This window comes from Erwinia sp. JUb26, from assembly GCF_003751505.1.
In the GTDB taxonomy this organism is placed as follows: Bacteria; Pseudomonadota; Gammaproteobacteria; order Enterobacterales; family Enterobacteriaceae; genus Erwinia.
In genome coordinates, this window is sequence record NZ_RJVB01000001.1 from 168,543 (window position 1) to 185,079 (window position 16,537).

14 protein-coding genes are annotated in these 16,537 nt (G+C 56.5%); 8 read left to right on the forward strand and 6 right to left on the reverse strand.

Translation table 11 applies throughout. From position 1 onward, the window contains the following. The first annotated feature begins 1 nt into the window (after window position 1). Both mepM and lpxM read left to right on the forward strand, forming a co-directional pair. Window positions 2-1,327: a murein DD-endopeptidase MepM gene (mepM, locus tag EC836_RS00780; protein ID WP_123329174.1), complete on the forward strand. Its 1,326-nt coding sequence runs from the start codon at window positions 2-4 to the stop codon at window positions 1,325-1,327. 182 nt (window positions 1,328-1,509) lie between these two features. Next, window positions 1,510-2,481, forward strand: a complete 972-nt coding sequence (lpxM, locus tag EC836_RS00785; RefSeq protein WP_123329176.1) for a lauroyl-Kdo(2)-lipid IV(A) myristoyltransferase — start codon at window positions 1,510-1,512, stop codon at window positions 2,479-2,481. A gap of 128 nt (window positions 2,482-2,609) precedes the next feature. On the opposite strand, the gene EC836_RS00790 is transcribed toward lpxM, so the two are convergent. From EC836_RS00790 to EC836_RS00800, 3 genes are all read right to left on the reverse strand, one after another. After that, a complete protein-coding gene (locus EC836_RS00790) occupies window positions 2,610-3,842 on the reverse strand; it encodes an MFS transporter (protein ID WP_123329178.1) in 1,233 nt (410 codons plus the stop codon). A 146-nt stretch (window positions 3,843-3,988) separates the two neighbouring features. After that, complete coding sequence (pyk, locus tag EC836_RS00795) at window positions 3,989-5,431, reverse strand: pyruvate kinase (RefSeq protein WP_123329180.1); 1,443 nt, start codon at window positions 5,429-5,431, stop codon at window positions 3,989-3,991. A 117-nt stretch (window positions 5,432-5,548) separates the two neighbouring features. Continuing rightward, window positions 5,549-6,415 carry a MurR/RpiR family transcriptional regulator gene (locus EC836_RS00800; RefSeq protein WP_123329182.1) on the reverse strand — a complete coding sequence of 289 codons (867 nt, stop codon included), beginning with the start codon at window positions 6,413-6,415 and terminating at the stop codon, window positions 5,549-5,551. Window positions 6,416-6,802: 387 nt separating this feature from the next. On the opposite strand from EC836_RS00800, the gene zwf reads away from it, so the two are divergent. Further along, window positions 6,803-8,278 (forward strand): glucose-6-phosphate dehydrogenase, encoded by a 1,476-nt coding sequence (zwf, locus tag EC836_RS00805; protein WP_123329184.1) that lies wholly within the window; start codon window positions 6,803-6,805, stop codon window positions 8,276-8,278. 272 nt (window positions 8,279-8,550) lie between these two features. Beyond that, on the forward strand, window positions 8,551-9,189 hold the full coding sequence (locus EC836_RS00810) for a bifunctional 4-hydroxy-2-oxoglutarate aldolase/2-dehydro-3-deoxy-phosphogluconate aldolase (RefSeq protein WP_123329186.1): 639 nt from the start codon (window positions 8,551-8,553) through the stop codon (window positions 9,187-9,189). A 275-nt stretch (window positions 9,190-9,464) separates the two neighbouring features. On the opposite strand, the gene gstA is transcribed toward EC836_RS00810, so the two are convergent. Beyond that, a complete protein-coding gene (gene gstA, locus EC836_RS00815) occupies window positions 9,465-10,064 on the reverse strand; it encodes a glutathione transferase GstA (RefSeq protein WP_123329188.1) in 600 nt (199 codons plus the stop codon). 130 nt (window positions 10,065-10,194) lie between these two features. Here gstA and EC836_RS00820 point away from each other — a divergent pair, with 130 nt between their 5' ends. Next, window positions 10,195-11,073 carry a LysR family transcriptional regulator gene (locus EC836_RS00820; protein ID WP_123329190.1) on the forward strand — a complete coding sequence of 293 codons (879 nt, stop codon included), beginning with the start codon at window positions 10,195-10,197 and terminating at the stop codon, window positions 11,071-11,073. 22 nt (window positions 11,074-11,095) lie between these two features. Here EC836_RS00820 and EC836_RS00825 read toward each other — a convergent pair whose 3' ends face one another. Further along, entirely contained in the window at window positions 11,096-11,740 is a 645-nt protein-coding gene (locus EC836_RS00825; protein WP_123329192.1) for a Qnr family pentapeptide repeat protein, read from the reverse strand. 143 nt (window positions 11,741-11,883) lie between these two features. Then, on the reverse strand, window positions 11,884-12,651 hold the full coding sequence (locus EC836_RS00830; RefSeq protein ID WP_123329194.1) for an arylamine N-acetyltransferase: 768 nt from the start codon (window positions 12,649-12,651) through the stop codon (window positions 11,884-11,886). A 96-nt stretch (window positions 12,652-12,747) separates the two neighbouring features. Between EC836_RS00830 and EC836_RS00835 the strand changes: the two genes are divergently transcribed. The 3 genes from EC836_RS00835 to EC836_RS00845 all read left to right on the forward strand — a co-directional run bounded on the left by EC836_RS00835 (window position 12,748) and on the right by EC836_RS00845 (window position 16,528). Continuing rightward, window positions 12,748-14,175 carry a PLP-dependent aminotransferase family protein gene (locus EC836_RS00835; RefSeq protein WP_123329196.1) on the forward strand — a complete coding sequence of 476 codons (1,428 nt, stop codon included), beginning with the start codon at window positions 12,748-12,750 and terminating at the stop codon, window positions 14,173-14,175. Window positions 14,176-14,279: 104 nt separating this feature from the next. Continuing rightward, window positions 14,280-15,017, forward strand: a complete 738-nt coding sequence (locus EC836_RS00840) for an alpha/beta fold hydrolase (RefSeq protein WP_123329198.1) — start codon at window positions 14,280-14,282, stop codon at window positions 15,015-15,017. A 269-nt stretch (window positions 15,018-15,286) separates the two neighbouring features. Continuing rightward, entirely contained in the window at window positions 15,287-16,528 is a 1,242-nt protein-coding gene (locus EC836_RS00845; protein ID WP_123329200.1) for a mechanosensitive ion channel family protein, read from the forward strand. Window positions 16,529-16,537 lie beyond the last annotated feature (9 nt).

Sequence of the window (16,537 nt, forward strand, 5' to 3'; positions counted from 1 at the left end):
ATTGCAGCAGATAGCCCGCGCTGTCGCCATGGCGTTCAACAACTTACCCCGACCTCACCGCATCATGCTGGGGTCACTTACCGTCGTTACACTGGCCGTCACCGTCTGGCGGCCTTACGTCTATCATCCCGGCAGTGAAAGCCCGATTGTTAAAACGATCGAACTGGATAAGAGCGAACTGCGCACGCTGCTTCCCGAAGCCAGCGAGCCAATCGACCAGGACACCCCTTCGCCGGACGATGACACGCCAAAAGATGAGATCGATCAGGACGTGCCGGATGAAGCCGGAACGCATGATTACGTGGTCTCCACCGGCGATACCCTCAGCAGCGTCCTCAATCAGTACGGCATTGATATGTCGGACATCACCCAACTGGTGAAAAGTGATAAAGAGCTGCGTAACCTGCAAATTGGCCAGCAGCTGTCGTGGACGCTGACCGACGATGGACAGCTCCAGCGCCTGACGTGGGAAGTTTCCCGTCGTGAAACCCGCACCTACGACCGCGCCGGCGACGGTTTCAAATCTTCTGCTGAAATGCAGAAAGGAGAATGGAAAAACAACGTGCTGAGCGGCGAAGTCAACGGCAGTTTCGTGACCAGCGCTAAAGCAGCTGGGCTGACCAGCGCGGAAATCAGCGCGGTGATCAAGTCACTCCAGTGGCAGATGGACTTCCGCAAGCTGCGTAAAGGTGACCGCTTCTCCGTGCTGATGTCCCGCGAAATGCTGGACGGCAAAAGCGAACAGAGCCAGCTGTTGGGCGTACGTATGCGCAGCGGCGACAAAGATTATTTCGCCATCCGCGCCGAGGATGGTAAGTTTTATGACCGCAGCGGTTCCGGACTGGCGCGCGGCTTTATGCGCTTCCCAACCGTTAAGCAGTATCGCGTGTCGTCCAACTTCAACCCGCGCCGCCTGAATCCGGTGACCGGGCGCGTGGCACCGCACAAAGGCGTCGACTTCGCTATCCCGGTGGGAACCCCGGTGCTGGCGGTGGGTGACGGTGAAGTGATCGTCTCCAAACGCAGTGGCGGTGCCGGTAACTACGTGGCGATCCGCCACGGTCGCCAGTACATGACCCGCTATATGCACCTGAAAAAACTGCTGGTGAAACCGGGTCAGAAAGTGAAACGCGGCGATCGCATTGCGCTTTCCGGCAGCACCGGTCGCTCAACGGGCCCTCACCTGCATTATGAAATCTGGATCAACAATCAGGCGGTTAACCCATTAACGGCCAAGCTGCCGCGGATGGAAGGCCTGGCCGGTAAAGAGCGTAGCGACTATCTGGCTCAGGTTCGCGACGTGGTGCCGCAGCTGCAGTTTAAGTAAAACGCAGCCGCAGTTTAAAGAGCCGATGGAGCCGTATATCCGTCGGCTTTTTTATTGATGGGTAGCAGGCAGCTCGGGTAAATCGGCTTGATTACTGGTCGTTTACCGGAATTTTCCAGGGTAATGCATTGCAAAATTACCTGCCAGCACTATCATTAGCCCGTTATTGTAGAGGCCAGTGCATGGAAAACATAAAAAAAAGTCACGTTGAATTTATTCCCGTTTTTAAGAAATCCTTTTTACACCCTCGCTACTGGGGCAGCTGGCTGGCGGTAGGCGCCTTTGCTGCAATTGCTTTGGTTCCCCCTCGTTTACGCGACCCGGTGCTCGGTTCGCTAGGCCGCATGGCCGGTAAACTGGCCCGCAGCGCGCGCCGTCGTGCGCAGATCAACCTGCTGTACTGCCTGCCGGAGGTACCGGAGGCGGAGCGGGAAAAAATGATAGATGAGATGTTCGCAACTGCACCGCAGTCGATGGTGATGATGGCGGAACTGGCTTTGCGCCCGCACAAGGTTCAACCGCGCGTTCACTGGCAGGGCCGCGAGCTGATCGACCAGCTTCGTGACGCGCAGCAAAATGTGATCTTCCTGGTTCCACACGGCTGGGCGGTGGATATCCCGGCGATGGTGCTGGCTTCGGAAGGGCAGAAGATGGCCGCGATGTTCCACAACCAGCGTAACCCGGTGATGGACTACGTCTGGAACCGCGTGCGTCGCCGTTTTGGTGGCCGGATGCACGCGCGAAATGACGGCATTAAGCCGTTTATCAGCTCGGTGCGGCAGGGATACTGGGGCTACTACCTGCCCGATCAGGACCACGGCGCGGAGCACAGCGAGTTCGTCGATTTCTTTGCCACGTATAAAGCCACGCTGCCCGCCGTTGGGCGCCTGATGAAGGTTTGCCGCGCGAAAGTGGTGCCGCTGTTCCCGGTTTACGACAGCAAAACCCACAGTCTGACCATTCATCTGCGTCCCCCCATGGACGATCTGCTAGATGCGGACGATGTGACGCTGGCGCGGCGGATGAATGAGGAGGTGGAAATCTTTGTTCGCCCGAATCCGGAACAGTACACTTGGATCCTGAAACTGCTGAAAACCCGCAAGCCGGGTGAGATCGAACCTTACGATCGCCAGGAACTCTATCCGAAGAAATAGCGTTCTGAGCGATGCTGACGACAGGCTGCAATCGGCAGAAAAAGCCGTAATCCTTCAGGGATTACGGCTTTTTTAATGTGCCATCCGGCGCGGCTGTCGGCATCTGGCCGTCGTTGGATCCTGACGAATCAGAGGGCGGTTAATGTGGAACGTCGCTGCCACTCGCGCAGGAAGGCCCGCACCAGCAGGAACCAGACCACGCCGCAGGCCAGATTCACCAGACTGAACGCCCGCGCCCCGTCGCTGAAATAGGCAAATTTTGCCAGCTCAATCCCCAGCGCGAACACCAGAATACTGACCATGCCGAGCATCGCCGCCACGCTGCCTTTACCCGAATCGTTGGAAAACAGCGTCAGGCGGTATAAACCGGCATTGACCAGCCCGGTGCCGAATCCATAAATGCTCAGACCGGCGGTCAGCCACAGATAGCTGTGATTGTCGATCAGCGTGGCGACGGTGGAAATGGTTAACCCCAGCAGAATAGGCCAGGCACCCAGCCGCAGCGGTTTATCGATTGGCAGGCGGGACGCCAGTTTGCCCAGCGTCAGGTTGCCGATAATCATGGCGACAAATACCGGCAGCTGCAGCAGCGCGTAGTCCATCCGCGTCAGTCCCTCATCATGGATCAGGATCACAGGCGACAGTGCAACCCAGGCCAGGCAGGGAATAGTCACCAGGCCGATAGCCAGCGAGCCGCTCATCACCTGACGGTCTTTGACCAGCGCCGTATACCCCTTCGCCAGCGACGGCAAAGACAGTGACATCTGAGGATTGCCGGAGGTCTCCGGCATGGTCAGCCATAAGCCCACCAGCGAGATCGCCGTCAGCGCGCCAAACAGCCAGAACATGGTGCGCCAGTCGCTGAACTCCAGAAATGCCGCACCCGCCAACGGGCCAGCCAGGGGAGCCAGCAGGGCGACGTTAGCCATCAGCGCCATCATTTTCACGCTTAGCGCTTCATCAAAGGCTTCCTGAATGGCGGCATAGCCCACCGCACCGATAAAGCACAGGCTGGTGCCCTGCAGGAAGCGCAACAGCACAAACTGCTCAATGCTCTGCACCCAGTGGGTGGCCATACAGGTCAGCATAAAGAACGCGACGCCGCCAAGGATCACCGGGCGGCGGCCCAGCTTGTCCGACAGCGGGCCGAGCAGCCACTGCAGCATAATGCCGCCGATCAGATAGGCGGTTAACGAAGCAGAAACCCATTCGGGGCCGACACCAAATTCTTCGGTAACCAGCAGCATACCCGGCTGGATCATGTCGTGAGCGATATAGGTTGCGAACTCAAACAGCACCAGCGACAGAGGAAAAATCAAATGTCGCGGGGTAAGGCGTGACAGAGGAGTAAATGACGCCATTCCGGCTCCTTCCAGTAAAGTGTAAAGGCGAACGCCGCCTGAGCGGGGCCGCTAATCTATCTCATTTTAAGAAGAACTACACATTACACTGGCAATAAAAAAGGGCCAGTTGCCTGGCCCTTCTCATTCGTCAGCGGCGAGTGAGATTAGTCGACGCGCAGCACCCGGCTGGTGTTGGTGGTGCCGGTGGTGCTCATCACATCGCCCTGGGTGACGATAACCAGGTCACCGGAGACCAGGAAGCCTTTCTCACGCAGCAGATTGATCGCATCGTGCGCGGCCGCCACGCCGTCGTTGTGGCTGTCGAAGAACACCGGAGTCACACCGCGATAAAGAGCGGTCAGATTCAGGGTGCTTTCATGGCGGGACATCGCAAAGATTGGCAGGCCGGAGGTAATGCGCGAGGTCATCAGCGCGGTACGACCAGACTCGGTCATGGTGATGATCGCCGTGACGCCCTGCAGGTGGTTAGCCGCGTACATTGCGGACATCGCAATCGCTTCTTCGATGTTATCGAACTGCACTTCCAGACGGTGTTTGGAGACGTTGATACTCGGGACTTTCTCCGCGCCCAGGCACACTTTAGCCATCGCCGACACGGTTTCAGCCGGGTACTGGCCCGCTGCAGTTTCCGCTGACAGCATCACTGCATCGGTACCGTCCAGTACGGCGTTGGCCACGTCCATCACCTCTGCACGGGTCGGCATCGGGTTGGTGATCATTGATTCCATCATCTGGGTGGCGGTGATCACTGAACGGTTCAGCTGACGCGCGCGGCTGATCAGCGCTTTCTGAATACCGACCAGTTCCGGATCGCCAATCTCAACGCCCAGATCGCCGCGGGCAACCATCACCACGTCGGAGGCGAGGATGATGTCATCCATAGCTTCCTGAGTGGCAACCGCTTCAGCACGCTCAACTTTAGAGACGATCTTCGCCTCACAGCCCGCCTCGCGCGCCAGACGGCGTGCGTAGTTCAAATCTTCGCCACAGCGAGGGAAGGAAACGGCCAGATAGTCCACGCCGATCTTCGCGGCGGTCAGGATGTCGGCTTTATCTTTTTCGGTCAGCGCTTCGGCTGACAGGCCGCCGCCCAGTTTGTTAATACCTTTGTTGTTGGAGAGTGGGCCACCGACGGTCACCTCGGTGAAGACCTTCATCCCCTGAACTTCCAGCACTTTTAGCTGTACGCGGCCGTCGTCCAGCAGCAGGATATCGCCGGGCACCACGTCAGCGGGCAGGCCTTTATAATCGATACCGACTTTCTCTTTATCGCCTTCGCCTTTGCCCAGGCTGGCATCCAGCAGGAAGCGTTCCCCGATATTCAGGAAGACTTTGCCTTCTTTAAAGGTGGAAACGCGGATTTTCGGCCCCTGGAGGTCACCCAGAATGGCAACATGGCGGCCCAGTTTAGCGGCAATCACGCGAACGTTGTCGGCGCGTTTCTGATGGTCTTCCGCTGTGCCATGTGAGAAGTTCAGACGAACGACATTGGCGCCTGCTGCGATGATTTTTTCAAGGTTATTATCGCGATCGGTGGCAGGCCCCAGTGTGGTTACAATCTTGGTTCTTCTGAGACGTCTTGACATGTATAACTCCGTTGACTTTTAGTGTGGTGTTGCAAGTGCAAGCACTACCAGGTTTTATCTCTGGGTACAGGGAAGGTACGGACAAACCCGAACCTTCATCGTCGTTACTAATGAAAACTAATGACTGCTGTTAACCTGGCCTTCCTTTTCCAGACGCGACTCTTTCAGTGCATCCTTTACCCGTTTCAGATTATCGCGAAACTTCGCGCCGCGCCGCAGGGTAAAACCGGTGGCCAGCACGTCGATCAGCGTCAGCTGAGCAAGGCGCGAAACCATCGGCATGTAAATATCGGTATCTTCCGGGACATCAAGGGTCAGCGCCAGGGTGGCCTCGCGCGCCAGCGGCGAGTCGGGCGAGGTAATCGCCACCACCGTGGCATCATTTTCCCGCGCCAGCCTTGCCAGTTCGACCATGGATTTGGTGCGCCCGGTATGGGAGATCAGCACCATCACATCTCCCTCATTGCTGTTCATACAGCTCATGCGCTGCATCACAATATCATCGGAATAGATCACTGGCACATTGAAGCGAAAAAATTTATTCATCGCATCATGCGCCACGGCGGCCGACGCACCCAAACCAAAAAAAGCAATTTTCTTTGACTGCGTCAGTAAATCAACGGCACGATTGACGGCGCTGGTATCCAGACTCTGTTTTACCCGGTCCAGCCCGGCCATCGCCGACTCGAAAATTTTACCGGAATAGGATTCTACGCTGTCTTCCTGTTCGACATTACGGCTGACGTAGGGCGTGCCGTTGGCCAGGCTTTGCGCCAGCTGTAGCTTAAAGTCAGGGAAGCCTTTGGTATTCAGTCGATGGCAGAAGCGGTTCACGGTAGGTTCACTGACGCCTGCTGCTTTTGCCAGCAGGGCAATGCTGGAATGCATCGCGGTAGCGGGGGAGTCGAGGATAACGACGGCAACTTTGCGCTCGGATTTGCTTAAATTTTCCAGACAGGATTGAATTTTTTCCAGCATATTCATAGGTATAACCACTCATACATTCTGACGATTTCAATCAAAGGAGAAATCGATGTCATTTTGTAGAGAATATACAATGCGCTACGGCAAAGACGGCAGTAGCATGATGATAAAACTTTACATTTTTTACCATAGTTTGAGCTGCGTCAGATTTTCAGAACGGTAATAACATCATCAGAACTGATGGTTTATTACGCAAAGTCTAGACGCAGATCTGCAATTATTGCCAGTTATTTAAGCATCGAATTGAATACATTGTGCCAGAGTCGCCTCGCCTGGTTTACGCGGGCCGGGCAAACGAAGTACAGTGTGCTGAAATAAAATTACAATAAGATCTGTCCAACTACGGAACCTACATGGACAGTCTAATCCTGCAACGAGGAGAATGAAATGGCGGTTACACAAACAGCCCAGGCGTGCGATCTGGTGATTTTCGGCGCCAAAGGCGATCTTGCGCGCCGGAAACTGTTGCCCTCTCTGTACCAGTTAGAAAAAGCGGGCCAGATCCATGAAGAATCACGCATCATCGGCGTAGGCCGTGCGGAATGGGACAAAGCGGCCTATACCAAAGTGGTGCGCGAAGCGCTGGAAACCTTCATGAAGGAAAAAATTGACGAAGCGCTGTGGGATAAACTCAGCAGCCGACTCGATTTCTGCAACCTGGATGTGAATGACAGCAGCCATTTCCCGCGTCTGGGCAAAATGCTTGACCAGAAAAAACGCGTGACCATCAACTATTTCGCCATGCCGCCAAGCACTTTCGGCGCGATCTGTCAGGGTCTGGGCCAGGCGAAGCTGAACGCCCAACCGGCGCGCGTGGTGATGGAAAAACCGTTAGGCACCTCGTTGCTGACCTCTCAGGAGATCAACGATCAGGTTGGCGAATACTTCGAAGAAAGGCAGGTCTTCCGCATCGACCACTATCTGGGTAAAGAAACCGTTCTTAACCTGCTGGCGCTGCGCTTCGCTAACTCACTGTTTGCGTCCAACTGGGATAACCGCACCATCGACAGCGTGCAGATCACCGTGTCGGAAGAAGTAGGTATCGAAGGCCGCTGGGGCTACTTCGATAAAGCGGGCCAGATGCGCGATATGATCCAGAACCACCTGCTGCAGGTGCTGACGATGATCGCCATGTCGCCGCCGGCCGATCTCTCCGCTGACCGCATCCGCGATGAAAAAGTCAAAGTGCTGCGCTCCCTGCGCCGCATCGATCAGACCAACGTGCGTGAGAAAACCGTACGCGGTCAGTACACCTCCGGTTTCGTACAGGGTAAAAAAGTCCCCGGTTACCTGGAAGAAGAGGGTGCGAATAAGCAGAGCAGCACTGAAACCTTCGTGTCAATCCGCGTGGATATCGACGACTGGCGCTGGGCTGGCGTGCCGTTCTACCTGCGTACCGGTAAGCGCCTGCCGACCAAATGCTCTGAAGTGGTGGTGTACTTCAAAAATCCCGCGCTGAACCTGTTTAAGGATACCTGGCCGGAGCTGCCGCAGAACAAACTGACCATTCGCCTGCAGCCGGACGAAGGCGTGGAAATCGAGATCCTGAACAAGGTTCCGGGCCTGGACCACAAGCACAACCTGCAGAAAACCAAGCTGGATCTGAGCTTCTCCGAAACCTTCAACCAGTCGCACCTGGCGGATGCCTATGAGCGCCTGCTGCTGGAAACCATGCGCGGTATTCAGGCGCTGTTCGTGCGTCGTGACGAAGTGGAAGAAGCCTGGAAGTGGGTCGACTCCATCATGGACGCGTGGGCTGCCGACAAAGACGCACCTAAGCCGTATCAGGCGGGAACCTGGGGCCCGGTGGCTTCCGTCGCGATGATCACGCGTGATGGTCGTTCATGGAATGAAATCGAGTAAGGCGTTCTGACGTCTTCAGGCAATCAGCGGCCCCACTGCACAGTGCGGGCCGTTTTTTTTATGCCTGAGCCGCGGCGGGCAGCTCACCTCGGTCATATTTCGAAAACATCCCACTGTAAAAAATATTTTTGAACCTGTGTTTTAAAAATTTGCGAGAGCGATAGACGATCCTCGTGCACTGTTGTAAGGTAAGTCACCGTTTCAGAACCACCGCATGATATTTGCCTGCTATCTCAAACAGAGAAAGCACGCCAGACAGGAGAAAGTTGTTAATGAGTAACTGGAAAACAAGCGCAGAACAGATCCTGACCACCGGCCCGGTTGTCCCGGTGATTGTCGTTAACAAACTGGAACATGCGGTGCCAATGGCCAAAGCGCTGGTCGCCGGTGGTGTGCGCGTGCTGGAAGTGACCCTGCGTACCCCGTGCGCGCTTGATGCGTTGAAAGCGATGGTGAAAGAAGTCCCGGAAGCGATCGTCGGTGCCGGTACGGTACTGAACGCACAGCAGCTGAAAGAAGTGACCGATGCCGGTGCACAGTTTGTTATCAGCCCGGGCCTGACCGAGCCGCTGCTGCGTGCCGCCGTCGACGGTCCGGTGCCGTTGATCCCGGGTATCAGCACCGTTTCTGAACTGATGACCGGTCTGGATTACGGCCTGCGCGAGTTCAAGTTCTTCCCGGCGGAAGCCAACGGCGGCGTCAAGGCGCTGCAGGCGATTGGCGGACCGTTCCCGCAGGTGCGTTTCTGCCCGACCGGGGGGATTTCTCCTGCGAACTATCGTGACTATCTGGCGCTGAAAAGCGTGCTGTGCATCGGCGGTTCATGGCTGGTGCCAGCCGATGCGCTGGAAGCGGGCGATTATGATCGGATCACCCGTCTGGCGCAGGAAGCGGTGGCTGGTGCGCGTTAATGCGTGACGGATTGTGGCGGTAGTCGCGTCGTTTATCTGACCACGGTTTAAGAATTTAAGGCCGCTATCTTTTTGGGATGGCGGTTTTTTTATGGGTTGGAAAAATGTTATTTGGCTGTGGCTGTGGCTGTGGCTGTGGTGTTCGGGGCGCATCCTCTGCGTAGTCGGGCGTCCTCGCGTCACGCCGAGTGTGATGCCTTCGGCTTCGGCAGCGTGCCTTTCGGGCCGGTCCTGGGCGGGCATCCTGCCCGCGCCAGACCTGACCAGTCTGATTTTTATCGCTCAGCAAGCAGAGCAGCCTGCACCGCCGGTCGTGCCTCAATGCGCGTCATATAAGTCGACAGCGCAGGCCAGCGATTGAGGTCGATGGCGAAGAACCGGCACCAGCGCAATACGGTAAACAGATAGGCATCGGCAACGCTAAACGTCGCTCCCGCCAGATAGTCACTCTCTGAAAGGCGACGCTGGAGGTAATCGAACCGCCGGAGCAGCTTTTCGCAAATGGTCGACCGGGCTTCCTCGGGCAACGTAGTGTTAAACAACGGCGCTGAGCCGGCATGGATTTCGCTGGTGATGAAATTCAGCCACTCCTGCAAACGCAGCCGGTCCCAGCTGCCTGCTTTAGGCACCAGCCCGCATTCCGGTTTCAGTTCGGCCAGATACTGCACGATAACCGGCCCCTCGGTCAGAATCTGACCCTCTGTAAGTTCAAGCGCAGCCACATAACCTTTGGGATTAATGGCGAGAAAATCCCGCCCGTCCGCGGTTTTCTTGGTTTTATTGTCCACCTTAATCAGTTCGAACGGCAGGCCAAGCTCGCGCAGAACGATATGCGGTGAAAGCGAGCAGGTATCAGGTGCGTAATAGAGCTTCATAGTGACTCCTGGAACGTTAATCATCAGCGATGCGCGCTGTCATCAGGCGCTGGGGACACTATGTTTATCGCGAGTATTTCTGTAAAATTAATCTTCAAATCGATAAGCATTAGCTGAGCTACTGAACATTATGATGAACCTTCTTCACTGGCGCCTGCTGGTGGCTGCGGCTGAGGCGAGCAGCATCTCGCGTGCCGCAGAGCGTGTTGGCATTACCCAGTCCGGTGCCAGCCAGGCGATTGCTCAGCTGGAAGCCTCACTGGGCTTCCCGGTCTTTATCCGCGAACGGCGACATTTTTCCGTCACCGCGCTGGGCGAACGGGTTGTCGCCCATGCGCGTAACATGATCGCGGAGCTGGACGCGATCCGCGACCTGGCCAACGACAGCCGGGGACTAAGCAACGGACGCATCCGGCTTGGCAGCTTTCCCTCGGTGATATCCACGCTGCTACCGGCACTGCTGCGCGATTTTCACCGCCTGCATCCGGGTATCGATCTGGTCGCGCTGGAAGGTAGCGATGAGGAAGTTGAGGCATGGCTGGAAACGGATACCGTCGAGCTGGGAGTGGTGCTCAACCCGGCATCAGGTCGGGCGGAGGTGGTGCTGGGGCGTGATGAATGGGTCGCCGTGCTGCCAGCGGGCCACGCGCTTGCCCGGCGCGCAAGTCACGGTGGCGTCACGCTTGATGAGCTGGCCGCCCAACCATTTATACTGGCGACCGGGGGATGTACGGTGAACGGAAAAAGTCTGGTGGAGCAGGCCGGGCTGCACCTGTCCGACGTGAGGGTAACGGTGCGCGACTGGATCAGCGCCTGCATGCTGGTGCGCGAAGCCATGGGCGTGGCGATTATACCTCAATCGGCCCTGCCAGAAGAGCAGCGGGGCCTGCGCGTGCTGCCGCTGACGCCGACCATCCACCGCGAGTTTGGTCTGGTGTGCTCACCGGCAGGCCGGTCTTCCCGGGCAACGCAGGCGCTGCTGGCGGGATTAAAAAAACGCTGTCGTTGACGCGATCGCCCCGGCACTTTACCTAGCGGTTAACCGTAATCCCCATCCTGTCCAGCAGCACCAGCGCCTGAACGCTGTCGAGCGTCACCCCTTCAAGGTTCATTCCACGGAGGTCAAGATCGCCCAGCTCGGCACCGCTCAAATCGCAGTAGGTGACGTTGACGCTGGCCCAGTCAAATGAGGCAAATTCTCCGCCGGACAGGTCGGAGCCGCTGAACGTGGCGCCGCGTGCAACCACGCCGAGCCAGCGGTTGTCCTTCAGCTCACATTTCTCGAGCACGGCTTTCGATAGGTTGGCATAGCTGAGGTTGCTGCCGGTGATGATCGCGCTGCAAAACCAGCTGCGGGTGGTGATCATATTCATAAAGCTGGCTTCACGAAAGTCAGCGCCCTGTAACCGACAGTCGCGGATTTCTATGCCCAGCGCGCTGGCACTTCTGAAATCGGCCATGGTCAAGTCACAGCTTTTGAAGCAGGCATCCTTGAGGATTGCGCGGCGGAAGTTCGCTCCCTGCTGCGTCTCTTTGTCATAAAACGCGCATCCGGTGAAGACGGTGCCGGTCAGGTCGGCACCCGAGAAATCACAGTTCAGAAAGGACGCATTCTCAATTTTCTCGCCGGTGAATCTGCCTGCGGCGATCATTTCATCGTTCAGTATCAATGCCATCTAAAAGCCTGTTTATCTGCACCGTTGTTCAGCGCATTCTAATCGGGCTGCAAGGGCAAGGAAACCGCCCCGATGAGTTCAGGGGCGGGAAGCGCACAAACGTCAAAACGGCTTTTGTGAATAGTCGTTATGGGTTGCCGAAATTAAACTGCCGACAGGCCAAATTGATGCTTCAGCAGTTCGGTAATCTCATCATCCGTCAGCTGCCTGTTTTCAACACCGTTCGCGGTAACCGTTTTCAGTCTGTCGCCGAGCAAAATCAGCCGTCCTTCAGGTTTATGCTGCACGATCACCCGTTTATGCACGAAGATAGCATCGGGATGGGTAGAGTTAAGATAGTTGGCCGGGGCAAAATCAATCCACTCCTGCGGCGTCAGATCGAAGCCGTACTGATTGCACCATTCGCCCTCAACCTTCGCCTGTAACAGATACTCGCCGCTGGCGTCGCGGGACAGCCGAAAGGTATCGAAATCCTGAATAATATCGCTATCAAGGTCGTCCAGCGCCATTGGTGCGCGGATACCGTAGCTGCCGAATCCCAGATCGCAAAGCCACTGACGGCCATCAACCTCGGCAATCACCGCCATATGGGTTTTCGGCCGCCGCACCGGGTAGAACATTGGGCGGGCGGCGACGAAACGGTAAGGAATGCTCAGCGCCTCCAGCGCCATGGCAAACAGCCCGTTAACCTCATAACAGTAGCCGCCGCGATGCTGCTTCAGCACCTTATCGGCAATCTCGTCGGGGTCCAGCGAGACGATTCTTCCTGCCTGCACATCCAGATTCTCAAACGGCACCGCAAAAAGCTGATGGCGCATCAGCGCATGCAGCGTGACGGTATCGGCGGCGGCGGGGCCGGTGTAGTTGATACGGTGGAAATAGCTCAACAGATCAAAGTTGTTACTGTGCATAATGCCTCCTTAACTGGCTGGTGGTCGACACTATAGAAGGCATCACGCATTGGCTGTATAGTCAGATTTATCGAAAATCAGACTGTACAGATCGCCATGTCCGCCCCATCCCTTTCTGCCCCACATTACCGCCGGATTGCTGAAATGCTGCGCCAGACCCTGGCTTCAGGAGCTCTGCGGGTCGGTGACCGGATGATCTCCGCACGTAAACTGGCCGAACGCGAACAGGTCAGCCTGCCCACGGCGCTGGAAGCGCTCCGCTGTCTGGAGGCCGAAGGGCTGATCGTTGCGCGCCCGCGATCGGGCTACTTCGTTAGCCGGGTAACCACGGCCTGTGGCAAACAACACTTTCCTCCTGCATCCGGTCCGGTACCGGTGACCCTGTCAGCCGTGGCCCGTTCAATATTCAGTAGCGCTGAAACCCGGCTGGTCCCGCTTGGTGCGGCGCTGCCCGATCCCGCCTGGCTACCCGGGGCGACGCTTCAGCGCGCGTTACATGCGGCAAGCCGTCGACTGGATGCGCACGGGCAGAGCTACAGCCTGCCGCCGGGCAGGGCCGATCTGCGCAATAATATCGCCGCACGCGCCGCGCAGTGGGGAGCCCGGTTTAGTGCGGACGATGTGATCATCACCGCCGGTGCCACCCAGGCGCTGCGCCTGGCGCTGCATGCGGTCTGCCAGCCTGGCGATGTCGTGGCGATTGAGCAGCCCGCCTACTTCGGCACGCTTCTGCTGCTGGAAGACCTTGGCCTCAAGGCATTGCAAATTCCCACCGATACCATGGAGGGCCTGCTGCTGGCACCGCTGGAAGACGCCATTCTGCGGCATCGTCCTGCGGCCGTACTGGCCTCGCCGACGGTGCAAAATCCGCTCGGCGCCAGTATGCCGGTCGCAAAAAAGCAGGCGCTGGTTGCGCTGATGGAACGTGCAGGCATCCCGCTGATTGAGGATGATGTCTATGGCGATCTGGTCGGCGAGGGGCAACGGCCTCCGGCCTGCAAGGCGTTCGATCGGAGCGGTAATGTGATTTACTGCAGCTCATTGTCCAAAACTCTGGCACCGGGCTGGCGAATCGGCTGGATTACTGCCGGGCGCTACCATGAGAAGGTGATGCAGGCGCGGATGGCCGGGGAGTGGGCCGGTGCGCCGCTGCTGGAAGCCGCAAGCAGCGAGATCCTTGCCAGCGGCGACTACGAGCGACATCTGCGCCGCCTGAAGTCACGGGTGGCAAAGGGGATAAAAGCGGTCATCGCCCGGGTTGAGGCGAACTTTCCGCCTGGTACGCGCGTGACCATGCCCGCTGCCGGTTTTCTGCTGTGGGTCGCGCTTCCCCCGCAGGTCAACGCGCTGGAAGTGCATCGCCGCGCGCTGGCGCTGGGCATCGGCGTCAGCCCCGGTCCGCTGTTTTCCCCCGGTGCGGAACTGCAGAACTATCTGCGGTTGAACTGCGCCAACGAACCCACCCCGCAACTGCTGAGTGCGGTGGATCGGATCGGCGAGATTTGCCGCGAACTGGCCGGGTAGGGCGCAGCACTGGCGAAGAAAAACCTGTCCATCAATTAATCTTTTGCGCATGATGACGACAGAAGTCGATGGATTTATCTTCGTATTAACCCGCAGGAGTGTTTATGCCAGACAGAGTAGCAACCCCGCCGTTGTATTACCGTAGCGAAGGAAAAGGCCCCTTAGTCATCATGATCCACGGCCTGTTAATGGATGGGCAGTGTTGGAGAAATAACGGCGTTATCTCCGCGCTCAGCTCGTCTTTTCACGTCGTATGCCCCGATTTAATCGGCCATGGCGCAAGCGATAAGCCAGATAACCCGGCGTTGTACAGCAGAGAGAATCAGGCACTCTCCATTGTGAATCTGATGGATGAGCTGGGCTATGAAAAAGCGCACGTCGTCGGCTATTCAGCCGGAGCCTGGCTGACTTTGGGACTGTTAGATTTATACCCACAGCGCCTGAGTTCCGTGGTTTTAGGGGGATGGGACTGCCTGAAAGGACTGCCTGAAACCCCTTACGGCAAACTCACGTTTGATATGTTTATATCCTTCGCTCGCGAAACCGCACCGGAATTGACCCGCTCGCTTTCAGCGCAGGATGAAAAGGGTGTGGAGCACTTTTTCAATGCGCTGAGTCGGCCACCTGAAAATGTGGAGCCGCTGTTTACGCGCAGCACGCCTAAATTGCTGTGGGCAGGAACGCGCGACCCGTATTACGCAGCCATGGCCGAATTGGCCGAGAAGCAGGGCATCCCGCTGATTTCCGGGGCAGGGGATCACCTGAGCGAAGCGAATCATCCTGATAAGAGCACGATCGATAAGCTACTCAGATTTATTCTCGACCCGCGAATGTCTGTTTAGCCTACGGCTAATGGCGCAGTTTCGGTCAGCCCCTGGCACGGGTGCATGCAATTAATAAATGTTCTCATCGCCGGGCCGATCGTTCTGTATGCGTGATGGGCACAAAGCGCCGTGCCCGTTACCTTCACTCTGCAACGGGTCTTTTGCCTCACCCCTCGAGCGTGGACTTGAATATCCCTGACATGTCATCATGTGCATTGGTTAAATTTTTGTATACGTAGCCGCAGGCTATAGCAGATACAAATGGCACATGTATTCAGGTGAAGAAAATGGCGTACTTGGACTATTTATTTAAGTTTATGGAAGGGAATCCGGCGCTGGCCGTGGGGTTTAATATCATCCTGCTGATCGTTTCAGGCATGTTTACCCACATTTTGTGCAAATTCCTGTTGATCAAAGTGGTGCGCAGGGTCTTCTTCGCCAGCCATAAACACGATGTGCCGCTGGAGAAAGATCGCCGCATCGCCGAAAAGCTGTCCAACTTTATGCCGGTGATTATCGTCTATTACCTCCTGCAGCTTATGCCGAATATGCCGGCATCGCTGGTCACGGCGATTAATACCTTCTGCGGCATTTTGTTCTTTATTTTCCTGTCGGTGTTCTTTAATGAAATGCTGGATATCGTTAACAGCTCTTATTTGCGTAAGAGCAAGCGTAAAAACCATTCGATTAAAGGTTACATCCAGATAGGGAAGATATTAATTCACGTTATTGCGGCGATTATGATCCTCGCGGTGATGTCGAATAAATCACCCGCTATTATTATTTCCAGCCTGGGTGCCGTGGCGGCGGTGCTGATGCTGGTGTTTCAGCATACGCTGCTGTCGCTGGTCGCCAACGTCCAGCTTTCATCCAATGACGTTCTGCAACTGGGCGACTGGATTGAGATGCCCGACAAGAATCTCAGCGGCGAGGTGACCGACATCGCGCTGCACACCATTACCATCCGCAACTGGGATAATACGATCTCACGTATCCCGACCAAAAACTTCCTGACTGAAACCTACACCAACTGGCAGGCGATGTTTTCGTCCGGTGCGCGGCGGATTATGCGCAGCACCAGTATCGATCAGCATTCGGTTAACTTCCTGTCGCAGGAGATGCTGGCCCCGATGTTGTCCATTCGCGGGGTCAACGAACCGCTGGCGAAACTGCTTGATGGCCGCGATCCCACCGGCGTGGCGGATAGCTGGTTTATCGATAACGGGCTGACTAACTTAACGCTGTTCCGCCATTATTTAATGACGTATCTCGCCGAGCGGCCGGATATCATTAAAGATATGTACATCGTGGTAAGAACGTTGAAACCGTCTCCGTCCGGCATGCCGCTGGAAATATATTGCTTTACCTCATCGATTTATTGGATGGATTACGAGAATACGCAGTCCGCGATCTTCGAATACATAACCGCCGTGGCGGGGAAATTCTCCCTGCGTCTGTACCAGTACCCGGCGGGGCACGACTTCTGGCGTTTATCGCAGGAGAGCAGCGGCCGTGATGGCGCGCGATAAATTTCCTGC